The organism is Collimonas sp. OK607, from assembly GCF_900111995.1.
Classification (GTDB): Bacteria; Pseudomonadota; Gammaproteobacteria; order Burkholderiales; family Burkholderiaceae_D; genus Collimonas.
In genome coordinates this window covers 1-26,061 of sequence record NZ_FOKF01000020.1, presented here as the reverse complement: position 1 = coordinate 26,061, position 26,061 = coordinate 1, and the positions used below count along the sequence as shown (strand labels likewise).

Annotated in this window: 26 protein-coding genes and 1 pseudogene; 14 read left to right on the top strand and 13 right to left on the bottom strand. The window is 55.9% G+C overall.

All coding sequences use genetic code 11. The features are described 5' to 3' along the window. Positions 1-54: 54 nt before the first annotated feature. Positions 55-1,413, bottom strand: a complete 1,359-nt coding sequence (gene gorA, locus BM029_RS14715; protein WP_092437220.1) for a glutathione-disulfide reductase — start codon at positions 1,411-1,413, stop codon at positions 55-57. A gap of 64 nt (positions 1,414-1,477) precedes the next feature. Continuing rightward, entirely contained in the window at positions 1,478-1,750 is a 273-nt protein-coding gene (locus BM029_RS14710; protein WP_170851089.1) for a DUF2917 domain-containing protein, read from the bottom strand. Positions 1,751-1,992: 242 nt separating this feature from the next. Between BM029_RS14710 and BM029_RS14705 the strand changes: the two genes are divergently transcribed. The 3 genes from BM029_RS14705 to dinB all read left to right on the top strand — a co-directional run bounded on the left by BM029_RS14705 (position 1,993) and on the right by dinB (position 5,399). Further along, a complete protein-coding gene (locus tag BM029_RS14705) occupies positions 1,993-2,625 on the top strand; it encodes a LysE family translocator (RefSeq protein WP_092437217.1) in 633 nt (210 codons plus the stop codon). Positions 2,626-2,689: 64 nt separating this feature from the next. Continuing rightward, positions 2,690-4,111: a cardiolipin synthase gene (gene cls, locus BM029_RS14700; RefSeq protein WP_170851088.1), complete on the top strand. Its 1,422-nt coding sequence runs from the start codon at positions 2,690-2,692 to the stop codon at positions 4,109-4,111. A 130-nt stretch (positions 4,112-4,241) separates the two neighbouring features. Then, positions 4,242-5,399, top strand: a complete 1,158-nt coding sequence (dinB, locus tag BM029_RS14695) for a DNA polymerase IV (protein ID WP_092437215.1) — start codon at positions 4,242-4,244, stop codon at positions 5,397-5,399. A gap of 41 nt (positions 5,400-5,440) precedes the next feature. On the opposite strand, the gene BM029_RS14690 is transcribed toward dinB, so the two are convergent. The 3 genes from BM029_RS14690 to BM029_RS14675 form a co-directional block, all read right to left on the bottom strand. Then, on the bottom strand, positions 5,441-6,031 hold the full coding sequence (locus BM029_RS14690; RefSeq protein WP_092437214.1) for a YajG family lipoprotein: 591 nt from the start codon (positions 6,029-6,031) through the stop codon (positions 5,441-5,443). 41 nt (positions 6,032-6,072) lie between these two features. Then, positions 6,073-6,693 carry a hypothetical protein gene (locus tag BM029_RS14685; protein ID WP_244545060.1) on the bottom strand — a complete coding sequence of 207 codons (621 nt, stop codon included), beginning with the start codon at positions 6,691-6,693 and terminating at the stop codon, positions 6,073-6,075. 367 nt (positions 6,694-7,060) lie between these two features. Beyond that, positions 7,061-7,675 carry a putative pterin-binding protein gene (locus BM029_RS14675; RefSeq protein WP_092437208.1) on the bottom strand — a complete coding sequence of 205 codons (615 nt, stop codon included), beginning with the start codon at positions 7,673-7,675 and terminating at the stop codon, positions 7,061-7,063. 80 nt (positions 7,676-7,755) lie between these two features. Here BM029_RS14675 and BM029_RS14670 point away from each other — a divergent pair, with 80 nt between their 5' ends. After that, positions 7,756-8,079, top strand: a complete 324-nt coding sequence (locus BM029_RS14670; RefSeq protein WP_139217255.1) for a hypothetical protein — start codon at positions 7,756-7,758, stop codon at positions 8,077-8,079. 45 nt (positions 8,080-8,124) lie between these two features. On the opposite strand, the gene BM029_RS14665 is transcribed toward BM029_RS14670, so the two are convergent. Then, positions 8,125-8,931, bottom strand: a complete 807-nt coding sequence (locus tag BM029_RS14665; protein ID WP_092437204.1) for an SDR family oxidoreductase — start codon at positions 8,929-8,931, stop codon at positions 8,125-8,127. A gap of 76 nt (positions 8,932-9,007) precedes the next feature. Then, the gene (locus tag BM029_RS14660) at positions 9,008-10,432 is read right to left on the bottom strand and encodes an MFS transporter (protein ID WP_092437202.1); all 1,425 of its coding nucleotides are present in this window, start codon (positions 10,430-10,432) and stop codon (positions 9,008-9,010) included. A gap of 92 nt (positions 10,433-10,524) precedes the next feature. Between BM029_RS14660 and BM029_RS14655 the strand changes: the two genes are divergently transcribed. Next, positions 10,525-11,214 (top strand): ArsR/SmtB family transcription factor, encoded by a 690-nt coding sequence (locus BM029_RS14655; RefSeq protein ID WP_244545059.1) that lies wholly within the window; start codon positions 10,525-10,527, stop codon positions 11,212-11,214. Between the two features lie 39 nt (positions 11,215-11,253). Then, a complete protein-coding gene (locus BM029_RS14650; protein WP_092437196.1) occupies positions 11,254-12,312 on the top strand; it encodes a DMT family transporter in 1,059 nt (352 codons plus the stop codon). A 49-nt stretch (positions 12,313-12,361) separates the two neighbouring features. Here BM029_RS14650 and BM029_RS14645 read toward each other — a convergent pair whose 3' ends face one another. Beyond that, positions 12,362-13,015 (bottom strand): peroxiredoxin, encoded by a 654-nt coding sequence (locus BM029_RS14645; RefSeq protein WP_092437194.1) that lies wholly within the window; start codon positions 13,013-13,015, stop codon positions 12,362-12,364. 234 nt (positions 13,016-13,249) lie between these two features. Here BM029_RS14645 and BM029_RS14640 point away from each other — a divergent pair, with 234 nt between their 5' ends. The 6 genes and pseudogenes from BM029_RS14640 to BM029_RS14615 form a co-directional block, all read left to right on the top strand. Then, on the top strand, positions 13,250-13,654 hold the full coding sequence (locus BM029_RS14640) for a hypothetical protein (protein WP_092437192.1): 405 nt from the start codon (positions 13,250-13,252) through the stop codon (positions 13,652-13,654). A gap of 75 nt (positions 13,655-13,729) precedes the next feature. Then, the gene (locus BM029_RS14635) at positions 13,730-15,079 is read left to right on the top strand and encodes a TolC family protein (RefSeq protein ID WP_244545058.1); all 1,350 of its coding nucleotides are present in this window, start codon (positions 13,730-13,732) and stop codon (positions 15,077-15,079) included. Beyond that, positions 15,076-16,353: an efflux RND transporter periplasmic adaptor subunit gene (locus BM029_RS14630; RefSeq protein WP_092437190.1), complete on the top strand. Its 1,278-nt coding sequence runs from the start codon at positions 15,076-15,078 to the stop codon at positions 16,351-16,353. The genes BM029_RS14635 and BM029_RS14630 overlap by 4 nt, the downstream gene beginning before the upstream one ends. Then, positions 16,350-19,484, top strand: a complete 3,135-nt coding sequence (locus BM029_RS14625; protein WP_092437188.1) for an efflux RND transporter permease subunit — start codon at positions 16,350-16,352, stop codon at positions 19,482-19,484. The genes BM029_RS14630 and BM029_RS14625 overlap by 4 nt, the downstream gene beginning before the upstream one ends. Positions 19,485-19,599: 115 nt before the next feature. Next, a complete protein-coding gene (locus BM029_RS14620) occupies positions 19,600-19,974 on the top strand; it encodes a copper-binding protein (RefSeq protein WP_092437186.1) in 375 nt (124 codons plus the stop codon). 220 nt (positions 19,975-20,194) lie between these two features. Further along, positions 20,195-20,824, top strand: a pseudogene (locus BM029_RS14615) (transposase); the annotation flags it as partial. A 162-nt stretch (positions 20,825-20,986) separates the two neighbouring features. Here BM029_RS14615 and BM029_RS14610 read toward each other — a convergent pair. Then, entirely contained in the window at positions 20,987-22,387 is a 1,401-nt protein-coding gene (locus BM029_RS14610) for an aminotransferase-like domain-containing protein (RefSeq protein WP_170851087.1), read from the bottom strand. A 280-nt stretch (positions 22,388-22,667) separates the two neighbouring features. On the opposite strand from BM029_RS14610, the gene BM029_RS14605 reads away from it, so the two are divergent. Beyond that, on the top strand, positions 22,668-22,901 hold the full coding sequence (locus tag BM029_RS14605) for a hypothetical protein (RefSeq protein WP_092437184.1): 234 nt from the start codon (positions 22,668-22,670) through the stop codon (positions 22,899-22,901). A 36-nt stretch (positions 22,902-22,937) separates the two neighbouring features. On the opposite strand, the gene BM029_RS14600 is transcribed toward BM029_RS14605, so the two are convergent. From BM029_RS14600 to BM029_RS14585, 4 genes are all read right to left on the bottom strand, one after another. Continuing rightward, positions 22,938-23,552 (bottom strand): hypothetical protein, encoded by a 615-nt coding sequence (locus BM029_RS14600; protein ID WP_139217254.1) that lies wholly within the window; start codon positions 23,550-23,552, stop codon positions 22,938-22,940. 145 nt (positions 23,553-23,697) lie between these two features. Further along, the gene (locus tag BM029_RS14595) at positions 23,698-24,003 is read right to left on the bottom strand and encodes a hypothetical protein (protein WP_244545057.1); all 306 of its coding nucleotides are present in this window, start codon (positions 24,001-24,003) and stop codon (positions 23,698-23,700) included. A gap of 139 nt (positions 24,004-24,142) precedes the next feature. Beyond that, on the bottom strand, positions 24,143-25,081 hold the full coding sequence (locus BM029_RS14590) for a hypothetical protein (protein ID WP_211482483.1): 939 nt from the start codon (positions 25,079-25,081) through the stop codon (positions 24,143-24,145). Further along, the gene (locus tag BM029_RS14585; RefSeq protein WP_139217253.1) at positions 25,071-25,739 is read right to left on the bottom strand and encodes an FAD-dependent monooxygenase; all 669 of its coding nucleotides are present in this window, start codon (positions 25,737-25,739) and stop codon (positions 25,071-25,073) included. Before BM029_RS14585 ends, BM029_RS14590 begins: the two co-directional genes overlap by 11 nt. A 95-nt stretch (positions 25,740-25,834) precedes the next feature. Here BM029_RS14585 and BM029_RS14580 point away from each other — a divergent pair. Next, positions 25,835-26,061 (top strand): transposase domain-containing protein (locus BM029_RS14580; RefSeq protein WP_170851086.1); only part of this gene is annotated, 227 nt, incomplete at its 3' end.

Here is a 26,061-nt window from a genome sequence, read left to right as displayed (position 1 = left end):
TCATGTTGGCAGCGAGCGTTAATTTTAAAGTGTTCATCTTTTACCAGAGGCTTGTCAATCCGGGCGCGCCGTTCTCAGTGTGACGAATTCTTCCGCTGAGGTCGGGTGGATACCGATGGTGTCGTCGAATACACGCTTGGTTGCGCCGGCACGCAGAGCCACGGCAATGCCCTGGATGATTTCGCCAGCATCCGGACCCACCATGTGGCAGCCGAGCACTTTGTCGCTATCGGCATCGACCACCAGCTTCATCATGGTTTTTTCGTGGTAGTCGCCAAGACTCAGCTTCATCGGCCGGAACCCGGTCTCGAAGATTTTCAGCTTGTGCCCGGCCTTTTGCGCTTGCTCTTCTGTCAGGCCGACCGTACCGATGTTGGGCAAGCTGAATACCGCGGTCGGAATCAGCTGATAGTCCACCGGACGATACTCCTCGGGACGGAACAAGCGCCGCGCCACGGCCATGCCTTCGGCCAGCGCCACCGGAGTGAGTTGCACTTTACCGATGACATCGCCCAAGGCCAGGATGCTTGGTTCCGAGCTGCGGTATTCCTGATCGACTTTGATAAACCCTTTAGCGTCCAGCGCCACGTCGACATTCTCCAGGCCCAGGCCGTCCAGCATCGGCCGCCTGCCGGTGGCGTAGAACACGCAGTCGGTATCGAGCACCCGGCCACCTTTCAGGGTTACCTTCAAACTGCCGTCGGCCAGCTTGGCTATGCTGGCGATATCGGCATTGAATTGCAGGTCTACGCCCTTTTTCTGGAATTCGTCATTGAGATGCTGGCGCACGCCATGGTCGAAACCGCGCAGGAACAGATCGCCGCGATACAGCAAGCTGGTCTGCGCACCGAGGCCGTGGAAAATCGAAGCGAATTCGACCGCAATATACCCGCCGCCGATCACCAGTACGCGGCGCGGCAATTCCTTTAGGAAAAAAGCTTCATTGGAGGTAATCGCAAATTCTTTGCCCGGAATGTCCGGCACCTGCGGCCAGCTGCCGGTAGCTATCAGGATGTTAGCTGCGCTTATGCGCTGGCCGTTAATCTCAACAGTGTGCTTGTCGAGCAATCTGGCGTGGCCTTCGTGCAGGGCAACGCCACTGTTGAGCAACAAGCCGCGATAGACCTCGTTGAGCCGATGGATCTCACGATTCTTGTTAGCGATCAGCGTGGTCCAGTCGAATTGCGGCTTGCCAACGCTCCAGCCAAAACTGGATGCGACGTCGAAATCGTCGCTGAAATGGGCGCCGTAGACCAGGAATTTCTTCGGCACGCAGCCGACATTGACGCAAGTGCCTCCCAGGTAACGACTTTCCGCCACTGCCACGCGGGCGCCGAATCCGGCCGAAAAACGCGCAGCGCGCACACCGCCGGAACCGGCTCCGATCACAAACAGGTCGACATCGAAAGACATAGGCATTCTCCATGGCCTTGAGCAGGCCGAAGCACTCGCTCAAAGCGGCGAGCAATGCCAAATCTTACGCCATCGTCTGCTCATAGGTGAAACTGGAAGATTTCAGGGCGGTGATCACGATATGTTTTGCGCCATGCATTTCAACGTCCTTATTCTCGTTCAAGAAAATATCGCCTTTGAAATTTTCCGCGGTGATCCATAACAGGCCGCTCAGGCACTTGATTCTCTCACCTTGCTTCAAGGCTTTCTGAATCGAAATGGTCTGATCCTCGGCAAGGTAGACGACGTCGTGGGTATGTTCACGGGTCAGCAGGTGGCCTATGTTTTCTGATTTCATGGTTTTGCCTCGGTATGTTGGTGTCAATCGAGTCAAACGTTGATTGCCGGTACGTACGCTTACTATCATTTATTCCAGCAATCATTACAATCCACGGAATCAGAACAACACTTGTGCCACCCAGGCACAAATAAAAGTCATTTATCGTTTAACTGTGCAAAGCAGCAAGTTTTACCTCAAAATACGCAGGCTCTCCCTGAACGGGTTTCCTAACAATCCTTTGTGTGCCTCGGGTGCCAAATATGCCAAATCTTAATTTACTGCTCGGTTTTGCACTGGTCGCGTTCGGCATGGTGCTGACGCCTGGCCCGAACATGGTTTATCTGATTTCGCGTTCGATTTGCCAAGGTCCTAAAGCCGGCTTCGTGTCGCTGGCCGGAGTGGCAACCGGTTTTGTGTTTTACATGCTGTGTGCGGCGTTCGGGATCACCGCCCTGCTATTTGCGATACCTCTGGCATATGATGTACTGCGCTTCGGCGGCGCCGCCTACTTGCTTTACCTTGCATGGCAAGCGGTAAAGCCCGGTGGCCGTTCACCGTTTGCTGTGCGCGACCTGCCCGCCGACAGCAACCGCAAGCTATTCCTGATGGGCTTGTTCACCAATCTGCTCAACCCCAAGGTCGCCCTGCTGTATCTGGCCTTGTTGCCGCAATTTATCGATCCGAACGGCGCCAGCATCCTGGTGCAGTCGCTGGTACTTGGCGTGATCCAGATTGTGGTCAGCATCACGGTCAACTCGATGGTCACGCTGGCCGCCGGTTCGATTGCCGGCGTACTGGGCAGCCGGCCCAGCTGGCTGCTGATCCAGCGCTGGCTGATGGGCACTGTCCTCGCAGGCCTGGCTGTAAGGATTGCACTGCAGGCAAAAAAATAAGCAGGCCGGGAGCCGCGATTATTGGCTAACATGCAAGCTGCCCATGAGATTCGGAGTTTTCTGAATGCCGCATTTGCCGTTTGCCCTGATTTCGATTGTCGTTCTGCTGTTGCATGCCGCCGGCGTCATCGCCGCAATCCATGCCCTGATGCACACCCGCACCCCACAGGGCGCGGTAGCCTGGGTGTTCGGGCTGGTGCTGCTGCCTTACTTTACCCTGCTGCCCTATCTGTTCCTGGGCAGTAAGCGCTTCTCCGGTTATACCGAACTGCATCACTCGCGGCTGGCGCGCCTGCGCCAGCTGGACGATCCGGTTCAGCTAGCCCTGTCTGCCGAATACCCGCCGCATGTCGGGGCGCAGCGTTATCAAGCCATCAGCAAAATGCTCGGCGTACCGTTCCTGAGCGGCCATCGTTTGCGCCTGCTGGTCAATGGCGCCGCCAGTTTTGAAGCAATGTTCGCTGCGATCGCCGGCGCTGAACATTATGTGCTGGTGCAATTCTTCGTCATCCACGACGATGAACTTGGCCGCCGGCTGCAAGCCGCGCTGCTAGAACGTGCCGCCGCCGGCGTCAACGTACATGTACTCTACGACGGCGTCGGCAGCCACGACCTGCCCGCCACATATAGCGCGATCCTACGTGCCGGTGGTGTCCATATCCATCGCTTCGCCACTCGCCGCTGGCGCAACCGTTTCCAGCTGAACTTCCGCAATCATCGCAAGGTAGTAGTGGTGGACGGCTGGCGCGGCTTTGTCGGCGGCCTGAATGTCGGCGACGAATACCTTGGCCGCAAGCCGCCCCTGGCGCCATGGCGCGATACCCACATGGAATTGCAAGGGCCGGCGGTCGCCGATTTGCAGCTGGCCTTCGATGAAAACTGGCAATGGATCACCGGCCAGCCGCTGACTTTGCTGGCGCCACGCGTCAGCGGCGGCGAGGCCACCAGCCTGATCGCAGCGACCGGACCAGCCGACGCCCAGGAGACCTGTTCGCTATTTTTCGTGCAGGCGATACACGCCGCCTGTCACCGGTTATGGCTGACCACGCCCTACCTGGTGCCAGACTCTGCGGTCATGGCTGCCTTGCAGCTGGCGGTGTTCCGCGGGGTCGATGTGCGCATCCTGATCCCGGCCATTCCGGATCATCGCACCGTCTTCCTGGCATCGACCTTGTACGCGCATGAATCGGTACGTGCCGGCATACGCGTATTTCGCTATCAGCCGGGGTTTACACATCAAAAAGTGCTTCTGGTTGATGACGACACGGCAGCGGTCGGTAGCATGAACCTGGATAACCGTTCACTTCGCCTTAATTTCGAAATCACCGCATTGAATATCGATACGGCATTCGCTGCGGAAGTCGAACAGATGCTGGTAGCGGATTTCGAGCAAGCGGTCGAAATTGATGTAAGTGACTATAGCCGGTTGCACTATTTGTACCGGGTGCTGATTCATGTCGCGCGCCTGCTTAGCCCTGTGCTGTAAAGTCAGACAAATCAAATTAATTACTTAAAAGGCAACTAAATATTTGATTTGGGCTCACGTTTACGTGACTGTATTTATATACAGTAGTGGTATCCTATGGCCGTATTAAATATCACTATTCCTTGACTTCATGCCTTCGCCAATTCGTCGTATCGCACATCTGGATATGGACGCTTTCTACGCGTCGGTGGAGCTGCTGCGCTACCCGGAGCTGCGCGGCCAGGCGGTGGTGATCGGCGGCGGCTCCCGGCACAAGCCGGAACCTGGCGAAGACGGTCAACTCGTCTATTCCAAACTGCGCGACTATGTCGGCCGCGGTGTCGTGACCACCTCCACTTACGAGGCGCGCGCCTTGGGTGTGTTTTCCGCCATGGGCATGATGAAGGCTGCCAAACTGGCACCTGACGCGATTCTGCTGCCGACTGACTTCGAGTCTTACCGTCATTACTCCCGGCTGTTCAAAGCTGCAGTGGCCGGGATCGCACCGTTGATAGAAGATCGCGGCATCGATGAAATCTATATCGACCTGAGCCAGCACCAGGACGAGGTCCGGATACTGGCGCAACGGATCAAGGATGCCGTTCGCGAGGCCACGGGATTGTCGTGTTCTATCGGCGTCGCACCCAACAAACTGCTGGCCAAGATCAGCTCGGAACTTGACAAGCCGAATGGCCTCACCGTCATCACCGAGGCCGATATCCAGTCGCGCATCTGGCCGCTGGCGGCACGTAAGGTCAACGGCATCGGCCCCAAGACTGCCGAAAAATTGACGGCTCTCGGGCTGCATACCATCGGTGAATTGGCCGCCGCCGATCCGGCCGTGCTGCAAGAAAATTTCGGGCGCACCTATAGCGAATGGCTGATGCGTACCGCCATCGGCCTGGACGATCGTCCGGTGGTGACCAGCTCGGAAACCAAATCGATCAGCCGCGAATCGACTTTTGAAAGAGATCTCCACGCCAGGCTGGACCGCGACACGCTCACCCCCATGTTCACGGACCTGTGCGTACGGCTTGCCGGCGACCTGCAAAGAAAAGGCTATGTTGCGCGCACGATAGGGATCAAATTGCGCTTCTCCGACTTCCGCATCGTCACCCGGGATCTGACATTACCCAATGCGACGGACGACGCCGCCGCGATCCGGCAAGCGGCCGGCGAATGCCTGCGCCGGGTCGCATTGGACAAGCGTTTGAGGTTGCTTGGTGTCAGGGCTACGGCGCTTTCCAGAAAAGACCTTGCCGCAAACACTCCGGCATTGACTCAGGGAGAATTGTTCGGCGGCGAGTAGCTTCCCACTGCCACCGAACGTGTCACCCTCTGTTGCCTGTCCTACTGACGCAATTCTTGCGTATCAAGCAAAGTACGCTGCATCTTCACCAATACATCTTCCGTGGCACGCTTTCCTGCCAGCGCGAAATCCTTCCTGAATTCGCTAAATTCTGCATGCCCTTCTCCCACCGCTTTTTTGGAGAAAAGCAGATTGCCGTTAGCGTCGCTAACATCGCAAGTCATGTCGACGCTGAACTGGGTAGGGGGCCAGGTCAATGCACTTGATGACGACGAGTTCGTGAGTAAATCAGGAGTGATAACGTAGTCGATCTTATTCTTTTCGATCGCATCTTTATCGTTTTTCGCGTTCAGTTTGGTGACGCTGGAAAAAGTACTCGACAGCATCTTGTAGAAAGCCAGTTCGATATCGCGGTAAGGGCTGTAGGTTATCTTGTCTCCACCGCCGCCGGGAGTCGTTACTTCCTTGCTACGCATTGCGTCGGGGATGTAATAGCCCACATTTTTGTTGATAGGCTGACTGGTTGTACTCAATCCAATTTTGCTTACGTCAGGATTGATGGTCAGCGGATGGGCGCAAGCAGCCAACGCGAGGACGATAGAGACGGCACTGATCAGTTTTATGATTTTCATTTTTTATTGTGTTCGTTTAATTGCACGCAGGCAGGTTGAAATTATTTCAGAGCGTTAAGAAAAGCATTGTCCGCATATAGCGACGCCAACAGTTTCTGCACAAGGTTCGAATACTCTTGAACCGCGCGTGGAATGGCGATAGCGCCGGCAAACGACGATGGCCACTCCTGATGGGCCGATTTCACCTGGTCATATAGAATCTGCCCGCTTTTCTTTACAATAAAACGCGCTTCTATTTCTCCCGTACCGGTATTGAAACCAGAGGCGTCCAGATCATTTTTCAGCAACGTGCCCGACACTTCTACATCTGCGTTCGGCGCAAATTTATCGGCCAGCGACAATTCTTGCTTGATCGCTTCTGCCACGTATTTCGAGTAGGAACTCTGGTAAGGAGAACTCATCGAACTCCCGCGCAGCGATATCGGATTGACGTTTCCCCGGCCCTGGCCGGAAGCGAATTCCCCGACCTTCGCCGTGTAATTGCCTGCATCTTTTAGTTTTTGTACGTTATCAATCGATGCAGAATACTGCGGCGCCATGAGCGAGCAGCCAGTGGTCAGAACGGCTGCGGATAAAGATAGAAGTAAGGCGCGAAAACAATGCATTTTGAAACACTCCCCTTGCGTTAAAAAAAACTGCCATGTTATTTTTATCCCCGACAACGATGCGCATGACTACGCAAACAAACGGCCAGAGAAAATCTGGCCGCTGCGCTTACTCGGTTACCTGGGTATCTTTTACCGGGGAGGCCATGCTTAAAAAGAGCGGCCTTTTACCGGTATTCCTTGCAAAACTTATTCTTATGTACTTTGCAGCTCCCTACAGATTCACATTGCCCATGCCCGGACTGAAGGAACAGGATGTTGCCATGCGAAACATATTGCAAAATAGTAACAAGTTTTTAAAGCCTTAGCAAAATAAATATTTTCCATGGCGTTTGAGTGGGAACTCTTGCCGCATGCCGGGAATACAACTGCAAATGAGAATACCGGGGATTGGCAGATTGTTTGACTGGATACCGGCGCCAAATCACTTTCCGCCGACTACCTCTATGCAGTACAAACCCCAGGGACAAAGCGTGAAGCGTTGGTCCAACGGTTTTTGCGCCTGCTCGGCGATACGATCGGCGTCATAGATCGCGAAGATGGGACCGAACCCGCCGATCGCCATCGGCTTGCCATCGATATGGGTTGCCAGGATATAGCCGTACTTCCGCAGTTGCGAAAAACTCAACTGCGGCATATAGCCGTCGACCGAATGAAACACAATCTGCGTCTCCGGCGCTTTGCTGGCGCCCAGCATGTCCAGCACATCTGCCAGGCGTGGGCCGCGCAGCTGATGCTGCTTGCTGTCGTACTCCATGGTCGGATTGATGGTTACCGCTGGCAGCTTGGCTAGTGCGGCAAGGTCGAAGGCAAACGCGCTGCTGAACTTCACGTTCTGCTTATGCATCATCTGGTCGATCACCGGATCTGTCGGACCGCGATTGCTGCGCTCAATTGCACCGGTAATTGTTAATACTGTCGGTGCTGCGGTTTGGGACGTGCCTTTGGCAGCGGCTCTCAAATCAGGCGATACCGCAAGCATTCCCATGGCACCCGCAATCGAAGCGGTGGCAGTCGACAGAAACTGGCGTTTTTTCATTCAATGCTCCGTAACAAAGATGGTCTGCCGAATGCAGACCGGGTGAATGCCGAACGAGTGAATGCTACATCAAGTTACGAATGAACAACACCATCGTTGTCAACCGAATATCCCCCACGGCGTTTATAAGAAATCCCGCTGTCAACCGGGATTGTGAAACCCAATCAACGGAAGGAATCAATATGAAAAAGCTATTTGGTATCGCCGCTCTCCTCTTCGCATTGACACCATTCGCACAAGCCCAGAACTCGGGCGACCCTTTGGCCGGACATCCCGACGCCCGCAACGACCGCCAGATGGAAACCCACCCGGGCGACTATAAGCACGGGCCTGCCAAGCATCACCGCAAGGCTCCAAAGAAGCACCATCACGCAGAAGAACACAAAGACGAAATGAAAAAATAATTTGCGGCAGAAACACTGGCTCGCGCTGCGTTCTGCGCAGCTGGGTCAGTGCTTGATCGCTGCAGTTACCTCCATCATGAACGCGGTAGCGCCACCCAGCGACCAGCCGCCATCCACCGGCAACACCACGCCCGAAATATAACTGGCCAGCGGTGAAGCGAGGAATATGGCGGCATTGGCAATGTCGCGCGGCGTTCCCTCCCTTCGCAAAGGCACGGTGGAAGCAATCCTCGCTTTCAGCGCAGGAGTCGGCGCCAGCCGTTCCATGCCTTCCGTACCGCCAATCGGCCCCGGCACAATCGAATTGACACGCACGCCCTGCTCGCCCCACTCCATCGCCAGGACTCGCGTCAGCATATCGACACCAGCCTTTGCCGCACACACATGCGCCTGCAACTCCATCGGAAGGAATGCCTGGGGCGCCGAGATATTGATGATCGTTGCACCTGGTTTGGTAAGGTAGGGATAGGACGCACGCAGCACGTGGAATGAACCTAGCAGGTCGATGTCGACCACCGACTTGAAGCCATTTGGCGACATGCCGAGTGCCGTTGCCGGAAAATTTCCAGCCGCACCGGACACCAGCACGTCTATCTGGCCGAATGCCTGACTCGCACCGGAGAATGCCGCGGCAACCGCATCGGAATTGCGCACATCCGCACAGAAACCGGCAACCTTGCCTCCGTGTGCCGACAATGCGGATACCGCTGCATCAACCTTGTCTTGCGAACGGCTGGCGACTGCCACTCTCGCACCCTGTTCCGCGAAAGCGTGAGCAATGCCCAGGTTGATACCACTGGTGCCGCCGAAAACGAACACTGTCTTGCCGTTGAAATCGAATGGATTGATCATGTCGACGCTCCTGGACGGTTGTACATACTCGCTCTGCTGACTAACGAACAATGTACGCCAAAACGCCCGGGGCCACTTATTTTCCGCTTACAGGTCGTACCAGATAACCCATCCCCGCCGCGATCAATAGCAGGATAGTGGCCGTCAACATCGCAATTTTGACGCCGACAATCGCATCCCCGCCGAAACTGTCGCTGACCAGCGCACCAAACACAGCCACCCCGAACGCGCCGCCGACCTGCCTGGCGGTATTGAGTACTGCGGATGCGGTCCCGGCCCGAGCCTTTTCGACACTGGATAATATCGAGGTCGTCATGGCCGGTACGGCTAGTCCCATGCCGGCCGGGATCAGCACGAAACCCGGCAGCATCTGCAAGAAGCTGGCATCTGTCGCAATCCCGACAGATCCGAGTAAACCGTACCCCAAGGCGCCGATGAAGCCGCCCAGCACCATCGGCAAACGTATGCCGGCACGCCCGATCAGCCAGCCGCTGACCAGGTTCGAAAGAATGAACGTGCCAGTCAACGGCAAAAACGCCAGTCCTGCTTGCATCGGATTGTAGCCCTGCACTTTTTGCAGATAAAAACTGATCACGAAAATCACGCCGTAGTAGGAAAAATTCACAAACACCCCAAACAGGACGGCTGCGGTGAAACTGGTCTGGTGAAAAAAATTCAAAGGCAGCATCGGATGCACCACCTTCTTTTCTACCATGATGAATGCAACACCGGCGACCAGCGCCAGGCAGAATCCGGACAATACCAGCGGGTGCCCAAAGCCTGAGGGGTGAAGCTCGATCACCGCGCCAACCAGTCCGGTCAGCGCAAAAATAGCCAGTATCTGCCCCAGGAAATCGAAGGAATGTGTGTGTTGTTTGGCTGCCATGGCTGGCACCACACGCATGGTCAGTATGAAACCCAGAATGCAAATCGGAATATTCACCCAAAAAATACTGCGCCATCCGGCGACGGCTAACAATAAACCGCCTAGCACCGGGCCGGCGGCAATCGAGACTCCGCCGGCCGCGGTCCACAGTCCGATCGCTTTGGCCAGTAATTTCTTGTCGTGAGCACAGGCACCGTTCAGGATCGCCAAAGAACTGGGCACCAGCAACGCCGCGCCGATTCCCTGGATTGCCCGGGCGATATTCAGAAAGGTGGCATTGGGTGACAACCCGCAGGCGGCCGAAGCCAGGGCAAACAACAGAAAACCTGCCAGGAACAACCGCTTGGAACCGAATTTGTCGCTCAAGGCACCGGCCGATAATAGAAACACGGCAAAACCGAGAGTGTAGGCATCCACCACCCACTGCAAGGCCGAGACGCGCGCGTTCAAATCGGCGCCGATCTGTGGCAATGCAACGTTGACGATGGTGATATCCAGCTGCACGATGATAAAAGCGAAACTGCTGGCCGCGATGGTCCAGCCGACTGCCGGCGTTGGCACTTCCGCAACGGCGGCGGCGTTGTCCAATACTTGTACCGGTTGGGGAGATGTCATTGCAGCGACTCCATTGCATAAGTGAGCAAGTTCCGATTCTGAGCCAGTTGCGGCCGCTTGTCACACTACAACAGTACGGTTACCATCAAACTATGAACGACGAACCCGATCTCAGCCGACTCGCCCGCACCATCGGCGATCCGACGCGTATCCGCATGCTGTCGCTGCTGATGGAAGGCCGCGCCCTGACCGCCAAAGAGCTGGCATACGGCACCGAAATCAAGCCCGCAACCGCGACCGCGCATTTGCGCCAGCTGCTGGACGACAAGCTGCTCGACATGACCACCCAAGGCCGGCACAAGTATTTTCGCCTGGCTTCGCCGGAGGTGGCGCGCCTGATCGAATCGTTGATGGTGTTCGCGCCGAAACGCAAGCGTATCGGCCCGGCTACCGGCAACGACGCCATCTGCACCGCACGCTTTTGCTACGATCACCTGGCAGGGAAACTCGGCACCCGGTTGACCGAGGTGCTGATTGAACGCGGATTGCTGAATGCCGACGACGGGGTGTTTTCATTGTCGGCGCAGGGCGAAACCTGGTTCAACGGCCTTGGTATCAATACTGCGGAATTGCAGAAGAGCCGCCGCCAGTTCGCTTATCCTTGCCTCGATTGGAGCGAACGCAGGGATCATCTGGCCGGCGCCCTGGGAGCAACGCTGGCGAAGCGCATGATCGAGCTCGGCTGGCTGACCAGGACCAAGAATTCACGCGTAGTTGGCATCACGCCTGAAGGCCGCACGGCCTTGGCGGAACAGTTCGGAATCGCGCTGCACCAAGAGTAAGCAGCGCGGCAAACCAATGTAAAACTTAAGGAAAAATCCATGCATCAAGGTGTGTTCTTCGCATTGCTGGCGGCGGCGTTGTTTGGCGCCAGCACACCTTTTTCCAAGCTGCTGGTGGGGCAAGTCTCACCGGTCATGCTAGCCGGCCTGCTGTATCTCGGCAGCGGCCTTGGCTTGTCGCTCTGGTACGGGTTACGACGTGCGCTTGCAGGTAATCAAGCTGGCGTTGGCGGATTGTCCAAAGCTGACTTGCCCTGGCTCGGCGCAGCGATTTTAAGCGGCGGGATCTGCGGACCGATACTTCTGATGCTAGGCCTCTCGGTCACTCCGGCCTCCAGTGCTTCCTTACTGTTGAATATGGAAGGCGTCCTGACGGCGGCCCTTGCATGGTTTGTTTTCAAGGAAAATTTCGATCGCCGGATTGTACTGGGCATGTTCGTCATCGTACTGGCCGGGGTTCTGCTGTCATGGCAGCAAGTACCGGAGTTTGGCGTTCCATGGGGGCCTTTGGCGATTCTTGCGGCCTGCCTGTGCTGGGCAATCGACAATAATCTGACGCGCAGAATCTCCGCCAGCGATGCGGTCCAGATCGCCGCGCTCAAAGGCTTGGTCGCGGGTGTCGTCAACCTGAGCCTGGCCTTGCTGCTGGGTGCGCAATTGCCTGCGATCACCAGTATCGGCGCCGCAGCGCTCATCGGTTTTTGCGGGTACGGCGTCAGCCTGGTGCTATTCGTTTTGGCGTTGCGCCACTTGGGCAGCGCCAGGACCGGCGCCTATTTTTCGGCAGCCCCATTCATCGGCGCCGCAATTTCCCTGCTGGTGTTGCAAGACACGGTGGACGGCTTGTTCTGGCTGGCCGCAGGACTGATGGGAGTCGGCATCTGGCTGCACCTGACTGAACGCCACCAGCATCCGCACACGCATGAAGAAACCGAGCATGCGCACAGCCACCGGCACGCACCGCATGACCCCCACCACCAGCACCAGCACGACTTCGACTGGGACGGCAGCGAACCGCACAGCCACCCTCACCGCCACCTGCCCATCAGCCATAGCCACGCGCATTACCCGGACATACATCACCGGCATAGCCATTGAGCTTATGTGCCGCGCTTATGCGCTACGGCTCGCCAATTCGCCAGATCCCTTACTTGGGTTGCGACACGACCCGTAAATACGGTTTCAATGTCTTGAATCCCTGCGGGTATTTCTTTTTAGCGTCCTCATCGGAAACCGAGGTGGGAATGATGACGTCCTCACCGGGCTTCCAATTGACCGGCGTCGCCACGGTGTGCTTTGCGTTCAGCTGAATCGAATCCAGCAAACGCAGCACCTCATCGAAATTGCGGCCCGAACTCATCGGATAGACCAGCATCGCCTTGACCTTCTTGTCCGGTCCGACGATGAATACCGAGCGCACGGTAGCGTTGTCAGCCGCGCTGCGCTGCCCGCCGCTGGCGTTGGGATGAATCATGTCGTAGAGTTTCGCCACCGTCAGATCGGCATCGCCGATCATCGGATAGTTGACCGCGCTGCCTTGCGTCTCCTCGATATCCTTGGCCCAGGCATTGTGGTCGCTGACTGGATCCACACTCAGCCCCATGATCTTGGTGTTGCGTTTGTCGAACTCAGGTTTCAGGCGAGCCATGTAACCTAGCTCGGTAGTACAAACAGGGGTGAAATCTTTCGGGTGGGAAAACAGGATAGCCCACTGATCCCCGATCCACTCATGAAAGTTGATCTTCCCTTCAGTGGTTTCGGCAGTAAAATCGGGCGCTACGTCACCTATGCGAATTGTCATTTTCAGCCTCCGTTATGTGTGATGGGCTTGCCAAACTCTGTGTGCAGAGCCTCAACTGAGCAGCCTGGAACAACCATTCTAGTCAATCGGCCTGGTTTTTACAGACTTCTCTAAATAGTTGCTAGTGGAAACCAAATAGTTCTTGACCTTCCTACAGGGGCAACCCTGACAATGCGCTCGCTTGACAACAAATGTCGTTGCTACGTACTATAAATAAAGCAAAAATTACAAACAATGAAACTTTCCCGCCCGTCCCGCCTGATCGCCGCACTTATCGTGCTGGTCAGCATGCTGTTCATGCAGCTTGCTGTGGCGGGTTACGCCTGCCCGAGTTTCAACATAGGGCAAATCGACGAATCGGTGTCGATGTACGTGGATAGTGACCAGGCGATGAGCGATTGCGCGGGTGTGGACAAGGAGCAACCCAGTCTCTGCCACGCCAATGACCAGGCGGGTAATCAATCTCTGGACAGGCCATCTGCGCCACATGTGCAGCCCTTTATGGCTGCAGCATTAACACTGGTATTCCAGAATATCGAGATCGTCGACCATTCCAGCGACGTCCAGCCCAACCACGTTCTTCTGGCGCGCTCCACCGCGCCGCCGCTATCCATACGCAACTGCTGTTTCCGCATTTAACTCCCCAGATCGCCTAGTCCGCCATCGTCGCGCCATGTGCACGTCCGATGTTGTCTATTGCTATCTGGAGGTTTCATGTCATCCCTGCTGTCATTTCCGCATGTTGCGCACTATCCGGTGCGCAATGCGGTTCTTCGTTTTTTCCTGAAATCCAGCCTCGTTGCGCTAACCGGGTCGCTGATGCTGGTGGCCAATACCTACGCGGTTGAAGCACCATTGACCCTAGCCGAGGCTCAGCGTCGCGCCGTAGAGCGTTCGCGTCAACTTACAGCACAAGATTTTTCTGTCGCTGCTTCACGCGATATGGCGGTCGCCGCAGGCCAGTTGCCTGATCCGGTATTGAAGGTCGGCATCGACAACTTGCCGGTCACAGGCCGTGACCGTGGCAATCTCAACGACGATTTCATGACCATGCGCCGGGTGGGCGTGATGCAGGAAATCACGCGCTCTGACAAACGCCGGCTGCGTTCCAGCCGCTTCGAGCTTGAAGCGCAAAAGACCCTGGCCGAGAAGGCCGTGGCAACCGCCGCCATCGAGCGCGATACTGCCTTGGCCTGGCTCGACCGCTATTACGCGGATGCGATGGCGGCAGTCATCGCGGAACAAGGCGACCAGGCCAAACTCGAAATGCAATCGGCCGAAGGTGCATACCGAGCCGGCCGTGGCAATCAGGCTGACGTTTTCGCGGCACAGACCGCACAGGCGGCGTTTGACGATCGCGCCAGCGAAATCCGGCGTCGTGTGCGCAGTGCCAATACCATGCTGGCCCGCTGGATCGGCAACGTCTCTGATCTTTCCTTGGCCGACAAACCCGCTACCGACACCATCCGGCTTGATCCCGCAACACTCGACAGCGATCTTGCCCATCATCCGGAAATTGCCGTCCTGACCAAAAAGGTCGATGCGGCCGAGACCGAAGCAAAACTGGCGAAAGCCAACGAAAAAGCCGACTGGACCGTGGAAATGGCGTTCCAGCAACGTGGTGCAACTTATTCCAACATGGTGTCCGTCGGCCTGTCGATCCCGCTTCAGTGGGATCGCAAGAACCGCCAGGACCGTGAACTCACTTCCAGGCTGGCGCTGGTGGAACAGGCCAAGGCCGAGCGCGAAGACATGCTGCGCGCGCATGTAGCCGAAACACGCACCATGATCGATGAATGGCAAAACGACCGCGAGCGGTATGCCCGTTATGAACGTGAACTGATCCCGCTGGCCAATCAACGCACGCTGGCCGCGATCACAGCTTACCGCGGCGGCAAAGCCAGTCTGGCCGAGGTGCTTACGGCGCGTCGCAATGTGATTGACGTCCGCATCCAGGCATTGCAACTGGCGACCGAAACCGACCGTCTGTGGGCGCAACTCAATTTTCTCTTTCCCGCCGACGATGTAGCAATGCGTTCGGGGATGAACAAGGACTCGCAATGAAGAACAAGAAACTATTCGTGGCCGCTACTATTGCCGCTGTCCTCGGAACCAGCGGCTACGGCCTGTATCGGGCTGGCATGAATCACGGCCAGAAGATGACAACGTCAACCCGGACCAACGAACCGGAAGCCGGCGACTCCGGCAAAAAAGTGCTGTATTGGCACGACCCGATGGTGCCCGCCCAAAAATTCGACAAGCCAGGCAAGTCGCCGTTCATGGATATGGAATTGGTCCCGGTCTATGCCACCGATGCTGACGATGCCGGCGACGACAGTAAGGTCAATATCAGTTCGCGCGTGCAGCAAAATCTCGGCATTCGTACCGTTGAAGTGACCAGGGGTGATATGGCTTCGGCGGTTGTTGCCGTCGGCAGCGTGGCGTACAACGAACGCGATGTCGCCCTGGTGCAGGCACGCAGCAATGGATTTGTCGAACGGCTGTATGTACGCGCCCCGCTAGACCCGGTGCGCAAGGGACAAGCTTTGGCCGAACTGTATGTGCCGGAGTGGGTGGCGGCGCAGGAAGAATATCTGTCAGTCAGGCACATGCAGGGAAACGGCACGGAAAGCTTGCTTGACGGCGCGCGCCAGCGCATGCGTCTGGCCGGCATGACGGATGACCAGATACACCTGGTGGAATCGAGTGGCAAGGTGCAAGCCCGCATGACCGTTTTCGCTCCCATCGGCGGCGTGGCCTCTGAACTGGCCGTGCGTGAAGGCATGACCGTGATGGCTGGTGCACCGATGTTCAAAATCAACGGCGTCGGCACGGTTTGGATCAATGCGGATGTGCCGGAGAATCTGGCGGCACAGGTACGTCCGGGAAATACGGTCGAAGCGCGCACGCCGGCACTGCAGGGAACGGTATTTAAAGGCAAGGTCAGCGCGATACTGCCGGATGTGAACCCTGCAACCCGCACGCTCAAGGCGCGCATCGAATTAGCCAATCCGTCCGGCCAGCTGGTGCCGGGTATGTTTGCAACGATTAATTTTTCATCCGCCGCGCGCAAGGATATTTTGCTGGTGCCGACCGAAGCCGTGATTCAGACCGGAACCCGCAGTGTCGTCATGGTGGCGCAAGGTAACGGCAAGTTTATTCCGGCCGATGTCGAAATTGGCGCTGAAGCCAACGGCCAGACCGAAATCCGCAGGGGATTGGATGCCGGACAAGAGGTCGTCGTCTCCGGCCAGTTCCTGATCGATTCCGAAGCCAGTCTGAAGGGTACCGAAAAACGGATGGAAGGCATGACCACCCCACCGGGAGCTGCGCAATGATCGCCAAGCTGATCCGCTGGTCCATAGCCAACCGCTTCCTGGTGCTGCTAGCGACGCTGCTCGTGACCGCCTGGGGTATCTGGTCGCTGGCGCGCACGCCGCTGGACGCCATTCCGGATTTATCGGATGTGCAAGTCATTATCCGCACCAGCTATCCCGGCCAGGCGCCGCAGATAGTCGAGAACCAGGTCACGTATCCGCTGACCACCACTATGCTGTCGGTGCCGGGAGCGAAGATCGTGCGCGGCTACTCGTTCTTTGGCGATTCCTTTGTCTATATCCTGTTCGAAGATGGCACCGACCCGTATTGGGCACGTTCTCGGGTACTTGAATACCTGAACCAGGTACAGTCGCGCCTGCCGCCGCAAGCTAAAACCGCGCTCGGACCGGATGCTACCGGCGTCGGCTGGGTCTACGAATATGCGCTGGTCGATCATAGCGGCAAGATGGATCTGTCGCAGTTGCGCGCCTTGCAGGACTGGTTTCTCAAGTACGAGTTGAAAGCCGTGCCGAATGTTTCGGAGGTCGCCAGTATCGGCGGCATGGTGCGTCAATATCAGATCGTGCTGGATCCGGACAAGATGCGCGCCTATGACATCCCGCACGGCAAGATCATCGACGCGGTGCAAAAAGCCAACCAGGAAACCGGTGGTTCCGTGCTGGAACTGGGCGAGGCCGAATACATGGTGCGCGCATCCGGGTATCTGAAATCGCTGGACGACTTCCGCAAGATTCCGTTGATGACGACCGACGCCGGCGTATCGGTGCGGCTGGGCGATGTCGCCCGCGTCCAGGTGGGACCGGAAATGCGGCGCGGAATTGCCGAGCTGAACGGTGAAGGCGAAGTCGCCGGCGGTGTAATCATCATGCGCTCCGGTAAAAACGCACTGGAAACCATCGATGCAGTGAAAGCCAAGCTGAAGATATTGAAAGCGAGCTTGCCACCCGGTGTCGAGATCGTTCCTACCTATGACCGCTCGAACCTGATCAAGCGCGCTGTCACCAACCTGAAAGAAAAGCTGATCGAGGAATTCGTCGTGGTCGCCGTGGTGTGCGCCATCTTCCTGTTCCACATCCGCTCGGCGCTGGTCGCCATCATCACGCTACCGATCGGCATCCTGATTGCCTTTATCGTGATGTACTACCAGGGAGTCAACGCCAACATCATGTCGCTGGGCGGGATTGCGATTGCGGTCGGCGCCATGGTCGATGCCGCCGTGGTGATGATCGAAAACGCCCACAAGCATATCGAAGCCTGGAACCACGCCCATCCTGGTGAAAAACTGAAAGGCAATGACCATTGGCGCGTAATCGGCGACGCCGCGGCCGAGGTGGGGCCGGCGCTGTTCTTCTCGCTGTTGATCATTGTGCTCTCGTTCATTCCGGTGTTTACGCTGGAAGCCCAGGAAGGACGGCTGTTCTCGCCGCTGGCTTTTACCAAAACCTATGCCATGGCGGCCGCTGCAGGGTTGGCAGTGACGCTGATTCCGGTCTTGATGGGTTATTTGATTCGTGGCCGGATTCCGGATGAGCAAAAAAATCCGCTCAATCGCTTCCTGATCGCGCTGTATCGTCCTTTGCTCGATTTAGTGCTGAGATTCCCGAAAGTCACCGTGCTGGCCGCAGCGTTGGTGGCCACTTTAACGATCTGGCCCATGACGCAGCTCGGCGGCGAATTCATGCCACCGCTGGATGAAGGCGACGTCTTATATATGCCGTCCGCTCTGCCTGGGTTGTCGGCCGGTAAGGTGCAACAATTGTTGCAGCAGACTGATCGGTTGATTAAAACTGTGCCCGAAGTGCAAAGCGTGTTCGGCAAAGCTGGCCGCGCCGAGAGCGCCACCGATCCGGCGCCGCTGGAAATGTTTGAAACCATGATCCAGTTCAAGCCGCACGACCAGTGGCGCCCCGGCATGACACCCGAAAAGCTGATCCAGGAACTGGACCGTATCGTCAAGGTACCCGGACTCTCGAACATCTGGGTCCCGCCGATACGCAACCGGATCGACATGCTGGCCACCGGCATCAAAAGCCCGGTCGGTATCAAGGTCGCAGGGGTCAGCCTGCAGGAAATCGATCGCATTACCGGTAATATCGAACGCGCCGTCAAGCATGTACCCGGTGTGTCGTCTGCCCTCGCCGAGCGTTTGAACGGCGGCCGATATATCGATGTAGACATCGACCGCGATGCAGCGGCCCGCTACGGCATGAATATTTCTGACGTGCAAAGCGTTGTATCGGCAGCGATCGGTGGTGACAACATCGGCGAAACCGTTGAGGGATTGCAGCGTTTCCCCATTAATGTCCGGTATCCACGCGAGGTACGCGACTCGGTCGAGAAATTACGCCAGCTGCCTGTGTTGACGGAGCGCGGCGCCCAGATCCACTTAGGCGACGTCGCGGCGATTCGCATCAACGACGGCCCGCCGATGCTCAAAAGCGAAAATGCACGTTTATCGGGTTGGGTTTATGTCGATATCCGTGATCGCGACCTGAGCTCCACCGTCCACGACATGCAGCAAGTCGTGGCGAAGGAAGTCAAGTTGCCGGCGGGTTACTCCATCGCCTGGTCGGGACAGTTCGAGTATCTGGAACGCGCCACCGCCAAACTCAAGATCGTGGTCCCCGCTACCTTGCTGATAATTTTTATCCTGCTCTACCTGACCTTCAAGCGCTTCGACGAAGCGGCATTGATCATGGCCACGTTGCCATTTGCGCTAGCAGGCGGAATCTGGCTGTTGTGGCTGCTCGACTATCACCTGTCGGTCGCCGGCGGCGTCGGCTTCATTGCACTGGCCGGCGTATCGGCGGAATTCGGCGTGATCATGCTGCTGTATTTAAAACAAGCCTGGGAAGAACGGCTGGCCAGCGGTAAAGGCAGCGAAGCCGACCTGCTCGACGCGATACGCGAAGGCGCGGTATTGCGAGTACGTCCCAAGGCGATGACGGTAGCCGTCATTATCGCCGGCCTGGTGCCGATCATGCTGGGCACCGGTACCGGATCGGAAGTCATGCAGCGCATTGCCGCACCGATGGTGGGCGGGATGATCACTGCGCCGTTGCTATCGATGTTTGTAGTCCCGGCGGTATATCTGCTGTTACGCCGGCGTCAGATTGTTAATCGCCATTGAAATCACAATAAACGCGCATGAATGCAGACGCGGCACCTAGCCGTTCGGTATCTATCTAACGGACGTGTGCAATCTGTTTCGGGTCACCACTCTCAACTTGAAAAAGGAAATAAGCATGAAACCGATCGCAATCCTCTCCTTGCTTCTGGCACTGTCCGCATCCGGAGCAGCACTCGCGCAATCTACCGGCACGAAAAACATGGATATGAAAGGTATGGACATGAAGACCATGCCGATGGACAACATGAGTTCCAGCGCCGCTGCCAAGGTAGCCACCCATCAGGCGACCGGTGTGGTGAAGGCCGTTGATATGACCACAGGCACGGTGACGCTGGCGCACGGACCTGTCAAGAGTTTGAATTGGCCGGCCATGACGATGACCTTCGTTGTGAAGGACAAGATGTTCTTCGATAAACTCGCAGTCGACAAGAAAGTGACCATCGATTTCGCCAAACAAGGCACGGATTATGTTGTTAGCAGTGTGAAGTAATTGTATCCAGGGATGGACGCCCTGTTCCGATTCATGGGCGCCGTCCCGATGTGTTTGTACTAGCTCAAACTTGATTTGACAGTCAGTGCCAGATCAAGTCCACGGATGCCCGTTTATGACCGGCCGGAATCGACCGAGGCTGTGTGAAAACGCATCCAGTTAGTAAACTATTTCTCGATACAAGCATCAAATCGACATCGCATATTTGATCGAGGCTTCGATGAAACGCTTTGTCCAGGGAACGAATCGCACGCAGAGCATCCTGCTACCAGAGCAGCTCGAAGATTACGTCAGTGAAGATAACCCTGTCAGAGTCATCGATGTCTTTGTCGACTCGCTTGATCTTGGATCGCTGGGTTTCAGCGGCGCGAAGCCAGCGCAAACCGGACGGCCGTCTTATCATCCTAGCGTGCTGCTGAAGATTTATATCTACGGGTACCTCAACCGAGTCCAATCGAGCCGGCGCCTGGAACGCGAGGCACAACGCAACATCGAGGTCATGTGGCTGACGAGTCGCCTGACGCCGGACTTCAAGACCATTGCAGACTTCCGCAAGAACAACGGGCCAGCGATCAGCAAGGTCTGTCGTCAATTTGTTCTGATGTGTCGCAATCTCGACCTGTTTGCCAATACCGATATCGCCATCGATGGCAGCAAGTTCAAGGCGGTCAACAATCGCGATAAGAACTTTACCGACAGGAAGCTTCAGGCACGAATCGAGCAACTCGAAGCCAACATTGCACGCTACCTCGAGGAGCTTGATCGTGCCGACCGCCAGCCGGAGTTAGTGCCTGAGGCCCGCGTCTCGCATCTGAAGGAAAAAATTGCCTCCATCTTAAGTGAGCAGCGGCCTCCGCCCCCAAGCGGACGTCGTGCTGCACGGCTAACGTAGCTTTCTTTCAGTCTGTTCACTTTCGCGCGTGATCTCACGATAAATAAACACTGAGGCAGCAAACCAATGTGCGACCACATTGAGAGAACTCCCGGATGAAGCACAGTGTTTCCTGGACAGTTAAACCACAGCAGCGCTGAACGACTCGGGCCGTTGCGCAAGCAGATGAGACAGCCGTTGAAGACCCGCCTGTAAGCGTCCACGGTCCTTGATGCTACCCAAAGAGATCCGAATTGCATTCACTGATCCGCTGCCAGTTGCGAATGCCTCCGCCGGCGTGACTGCGATGCCCTCGCTGTCGGCTGCACGCGCAAACTGTGAGGAGTTCCAATACGCCGGCAACTCGAGCCATACATGCAGGCCGTCTCCGGCGCCGCTGTACCGCCCCGCCAGAATATCCCGAGCCATCCAGTGGCGCAGGCGCGCCTCGTTGCGTACGCCTTCCATCAATCCGTCGGCCGAACCGTCGAGGATCCACTGAGTGGCCAGTGCGCCCGTCAGAGGAGCGACCATCAGCGCAAATGATCTTAGCGCGACCAGGAAACGTTCGCGTTCGTGCGGGGCGCGTATTAGCACGAAGGCGACACGCAAGCCGGGCGTCAGGCATTTCGACAGGGTTGAGATGTAGTACACCTGTTCCAGGGCAAACGTGGCGATAGGTGGTGGCGGGGCATCGGCAAGAAGCCAGTAGGGATCGTCCTCGACGATGCGTACATTGCAGCGCTTCGCGATGCTGGCGAGCTCCTTGCGCCGGCGTTCCGGAATGGTGATGGCGGTCGGGTTCTGTAATGTCGGATTGAGGTAGACCAGCGCAGGCTTGTGCTGGCGGCACGCTTCCTCAAGCATCTCAGGCACCATCCCGTGCTTGTCCGCTTCCACCGCAATGATGTGCCGGCCGAATTGGGTCGCTGCGGCACGCAAGCCGGGATAACTCATTGGTTCTGCCAGGATGACATCGCCAGGCTCCGTCAGCGCAAGGATCAATGCGGCGATCGCCGCTTGCGCACCCGGACAGACAACAACCTGTAGAGAATCCAGATGTCCAAACATCGGTTCGAGCCACTTGGCTCCAGCCTTACGGTCGGAGTCGCTTCCCCCGGCCAAGTGGTAAGTCATCAGCAATTCATTATCTGCCCTCATCAGTACTTGAGACAAACCTTGTTTCAACATGTCGTCGAAGTCCACGCCATCCGGCGGTGGCGGGGTATTCATGCTCAGGTCGAGAATCGAGGTCAATTCGACTTTCGGCGCCGCGACATAAGTGCCTCGAGCGCCGCGGCCCTCCAACAAGTTGCGGCGTCTGGCTTCGTCGTATGCGCGCGTGATCGTCGTCAGGTCGACGTCCAGCTGTGCTGCCAACTGGCGCTGCGGAGGCAGACGGTCACCCGGTTTCAGCGATCCTTCTACCATCGCCGCCTGCAACGCATCCGCAATCTGCAAAAAACGTGGCCCGCCGTGAACGGCCAATCGCGGCAACCAGATTGGCAAATTTTCATCTTGTATGTTTTTCAACTGGGACATTTTGTCTCAATGTATGGAAATTGCTTTTAAGTAGTATGTCTCAGGACGTGCAGCAACACCATCCTTGCATGGCAGTCGTTGACGTTTTCTCCTCTCTCATCTGCATTCGGCAAATCACTCCGCTGGATGCCATTCTTATTTCATAGGTAGATGTAATGAAAGATTCAAGCAGGATGCCTGAGGGGATGGTTTGAACAAAAAATGAAGCTGCTGAAGCAGCGTTTTAAGGTAGTTCTCCTCACGATAGATGGTGTCAAGTAATAGCCTGGAAATACTCAAAATGATGGATTGGATCCCTATAGTCTTCGTTACGTTCAAGGTTCTCGTGCTCGGCACGGGCATGTTCTTCGCCATCAAGTGGCATTACGATCAAGGGAAGAAGGAGAAGAAGAAGCGCGCGGTGCTACGCGCGGGCGGCAAGGTGGCCGCAGTCTTCGTGCTATCGCTCCTGGGCCTGGGGCTCGTCACCTTCGTCCTTGCCAGGATGCTCGGTTTGGACTTGACCTTCCCATGATGGCAAAGAATAGTCGGCCGATATCCAGTGATGCGCCTATCTGCCAAGAAAATAAACAATACTAAATCCAAGAAATAGTATTCCCGTTACAAGTTGCAAGAGCCGTAGAACTTGTTTGATTTCGCCGATGTGATGGCCATCTCGTAGTATAAGATTTTGGAGCACTGGCGATTTTTGAACGGCTGTCGAGAACACAAACGCGGATATAAGCGCAATTAGTTCAAAAGGACCGGGACCATCATGAGGACCATTGTGAGACGACATGCCAAACAGAAAAAGTGCATTCCAAATCACCAAAAATGCCAGTATCGCGCTCCAGCGAAATGCAAATCCCGAAGGTCTCTGACTAGCTATTCCTTGCGGAAGGAAACCGAATTTCTCGAAGCTTGCGAGGACTTTTTTTCGTCCACCCACGCACCAAAACACTACTTGACGAGGATAGTCCGGACGATTGTGATTGATTCGAATGCCGCTAGCCAAAAGTGGTATCGCTCCATAAGGCTCAATTGAAATGACCTGTTCAGGGGTAAATTCATATTTTCCGAAAGTCGAGAGAAAAATATGTTCGGAAGATATTGTTAACTTCGCCAACGGCCATGAAGCATTCACCCATCCCACCATCGAGCCACCAGTATAAGAAATTTTCTCCACTAACTAATCTCCTCATTTAACGTCAACGGTCCGCGCCGAAATTTGATTACCATCGCGCCATAAAAATATTGCCAAAGAAATATTAAATAGGCGTAACCTCGACCGTCGACTTTTAGCTGTGGATTCAACCGGTGGATGCAACACGTCACAGATGAGCCCAAGCTTTGCGCATGCCAGCAAAGTGAATAATGCCAAATGCCAGACAGATGCCAGAGCTGACTAGCCAGAACAACAGGCTATTGCCAGGAAAAATCGGCATGAGTACGACAAATGCTAGACCGCGTACAAGATAGAGTGCAGTGATGGCGCACAACGCAACACGTAGCAGCGGGAGCTTGCGAATGACACCAGCGCCTGAAAGCGCATACAGCGCCCAAATGAACAGAACCACCACAACGGCTGAGGTGACTGCAGTCGGATACCAATGTCCGGCCGAAGCCATTTGTGCCATGGGCTCACCTGCGCCGAGGAAGCGGTACCATGAAGCGCCGAAAAAAATGCAACCGAGATGCGCCAACGCTGCAACACAGCTCAAGGCTGCGCCGGCAATGAAAAATCGATTTGGCGAAAGCTGCATAGTTGATTGAGGCCTAACTAGATATGTCCATAACAGGCTCATAACGAAGTAACTTCGAATCGACAAAGTAATTTCCGTAGTACTCCCTTGGCCTCTCATTGGGATTTGAAGAAAAATCAATGTAAGGTGTCGAGCAGTGCGGGCAGCGGAACGGATTTGTGTATCTATAACGCGTGCCATCTGGTGCTACTGGCAGCGCCGCTTCCAACGCTGCAAGCTCTAATGGATTAGGTACGGCCAGGGCAGCGGGACACCCCGAAACTTGGTCATCTACCGTAATAGTGTACTTACCAGAGTCCGAGTAAAAATATCCTGAATTACTAAATCCAGCGTGGTATGAGCGTATCTGAAATGATTTCTTGCAGTGGTCACACTCGCAGGAAAGGATAACGTTCCCACTTGTCACCGTGCCGCTGAAATGGAGTCCCCGTGCAAAGAGACCTTTCCCATACAAACTTTCATTCTTTATCTCCGCTCCGGAAAGGAAGAACGGCTGAAATCTGATGCCAATGGCATCGCCTCTGCCAAAGGCTTCGGAGTCATATTTCTCTGACTGGGTAATCACACAATCCGACTGGCATGCTAAATTGGGATGAGCCCGAACCGAAAAGTGAAACCAACCGCTATGCAGTCCGGCCCCGTGCAAATGGCTAATGCCTTGTGCGTCTACGAACTCAATGGTTCCATTTTGCTCGATTTTCGCCGACGGGTTCTTCTCACATGGAACGTCACCCAAAAATACTCGACATAGCTCCTTTCCGTCAGCTTTCACGATGAGCAGCGGAGATTCCTTCTTTTTGAATATAGAGAACATATTTCCTTTGCGACTACGTACCAGTTTTTTAGATAAGCCTATCAATTTTAGAGCGGGCGCGAAAGGCAGTAACCTGAAACCTGCGGCGAGTTCAAAGAACCGATTATTTGGCACACCGCAAATCCACTCACCGACCAAGGGTCTGGCTTTCCTCACTTACAAATCTACTTGAATTAGAATTCCGTGTCGCGGTGGGCTCGGCAACAGCTCGATACATCAACTGCTGAACTCCGGGAACGTATAACCCGGATGCAAATAGCAAGTCGCGCCACACGCCGCCACCATCGGCTTGAAAGCATGGCGTCAACAGTCGACTCAACGCTTGATAGGTGCGCACGGTGCGCAGGCGCTTCTTGGAAAACAGAACCGAGCCCGAGGCGGCACCATGTTGGTCGACCAGGGTGGCCAGCGCCAAGGCATCTTGTACGGCCAGCGTGGCGCCTAATCCCAGTTGTGGACTCATCGCGTGGGCGGCGTCTCCAAGAATGCAAACAGGCGGTTTAGCCAGCCGTGTCGGGTGCGCATGATAATAGGTTGCGAACGTCAGTTGGTCGTGCGATGTAATCTGGTTCACGACGGGCGCAGCTTCGGGCCACAATTCGAGCAGTTCGTTTTTCCAGCTATTCAAAGCAGTCGCTTTCCACCCTGCGTAGGCATCGCGCGGCAAGCTCCAAAAGAGCGACAGCCTCACCTTGCCATCTCCGCGCTCGGTCGGCATGAGTCCAAACATTTTTCGGGTGGTTCGATATCGTTGTTCCAGGATGCGCTCGCCACCCCATTCCTCGACGTCAAACATACCCCACAGGGCACCTAATGCCGTTCAGTTAAGACTGGACGGCATTTTTATTTTGGGCTTGTAAACGTTCGGGCCAGCTGTTAACCTGCGTGTCGATGCTCGATGACACTCTCCATTTCCTTGCAAACCACCTCGAAGCGCCTGACTGGCGTCGGCTAGGAGAGCATTTGCCTGTCGAATGGATTGAACAGGCCGTGCAGCGCACCGACGCAACGAGCATCCGCCATCGCCGCCTGCCTGCCGAGCAAGTGGTCTGGCTCATGGTGGCATTGGCGCTATATCGTCACAAGTCCATCAGTGAAGTGCTCGATGATCTCGGCTT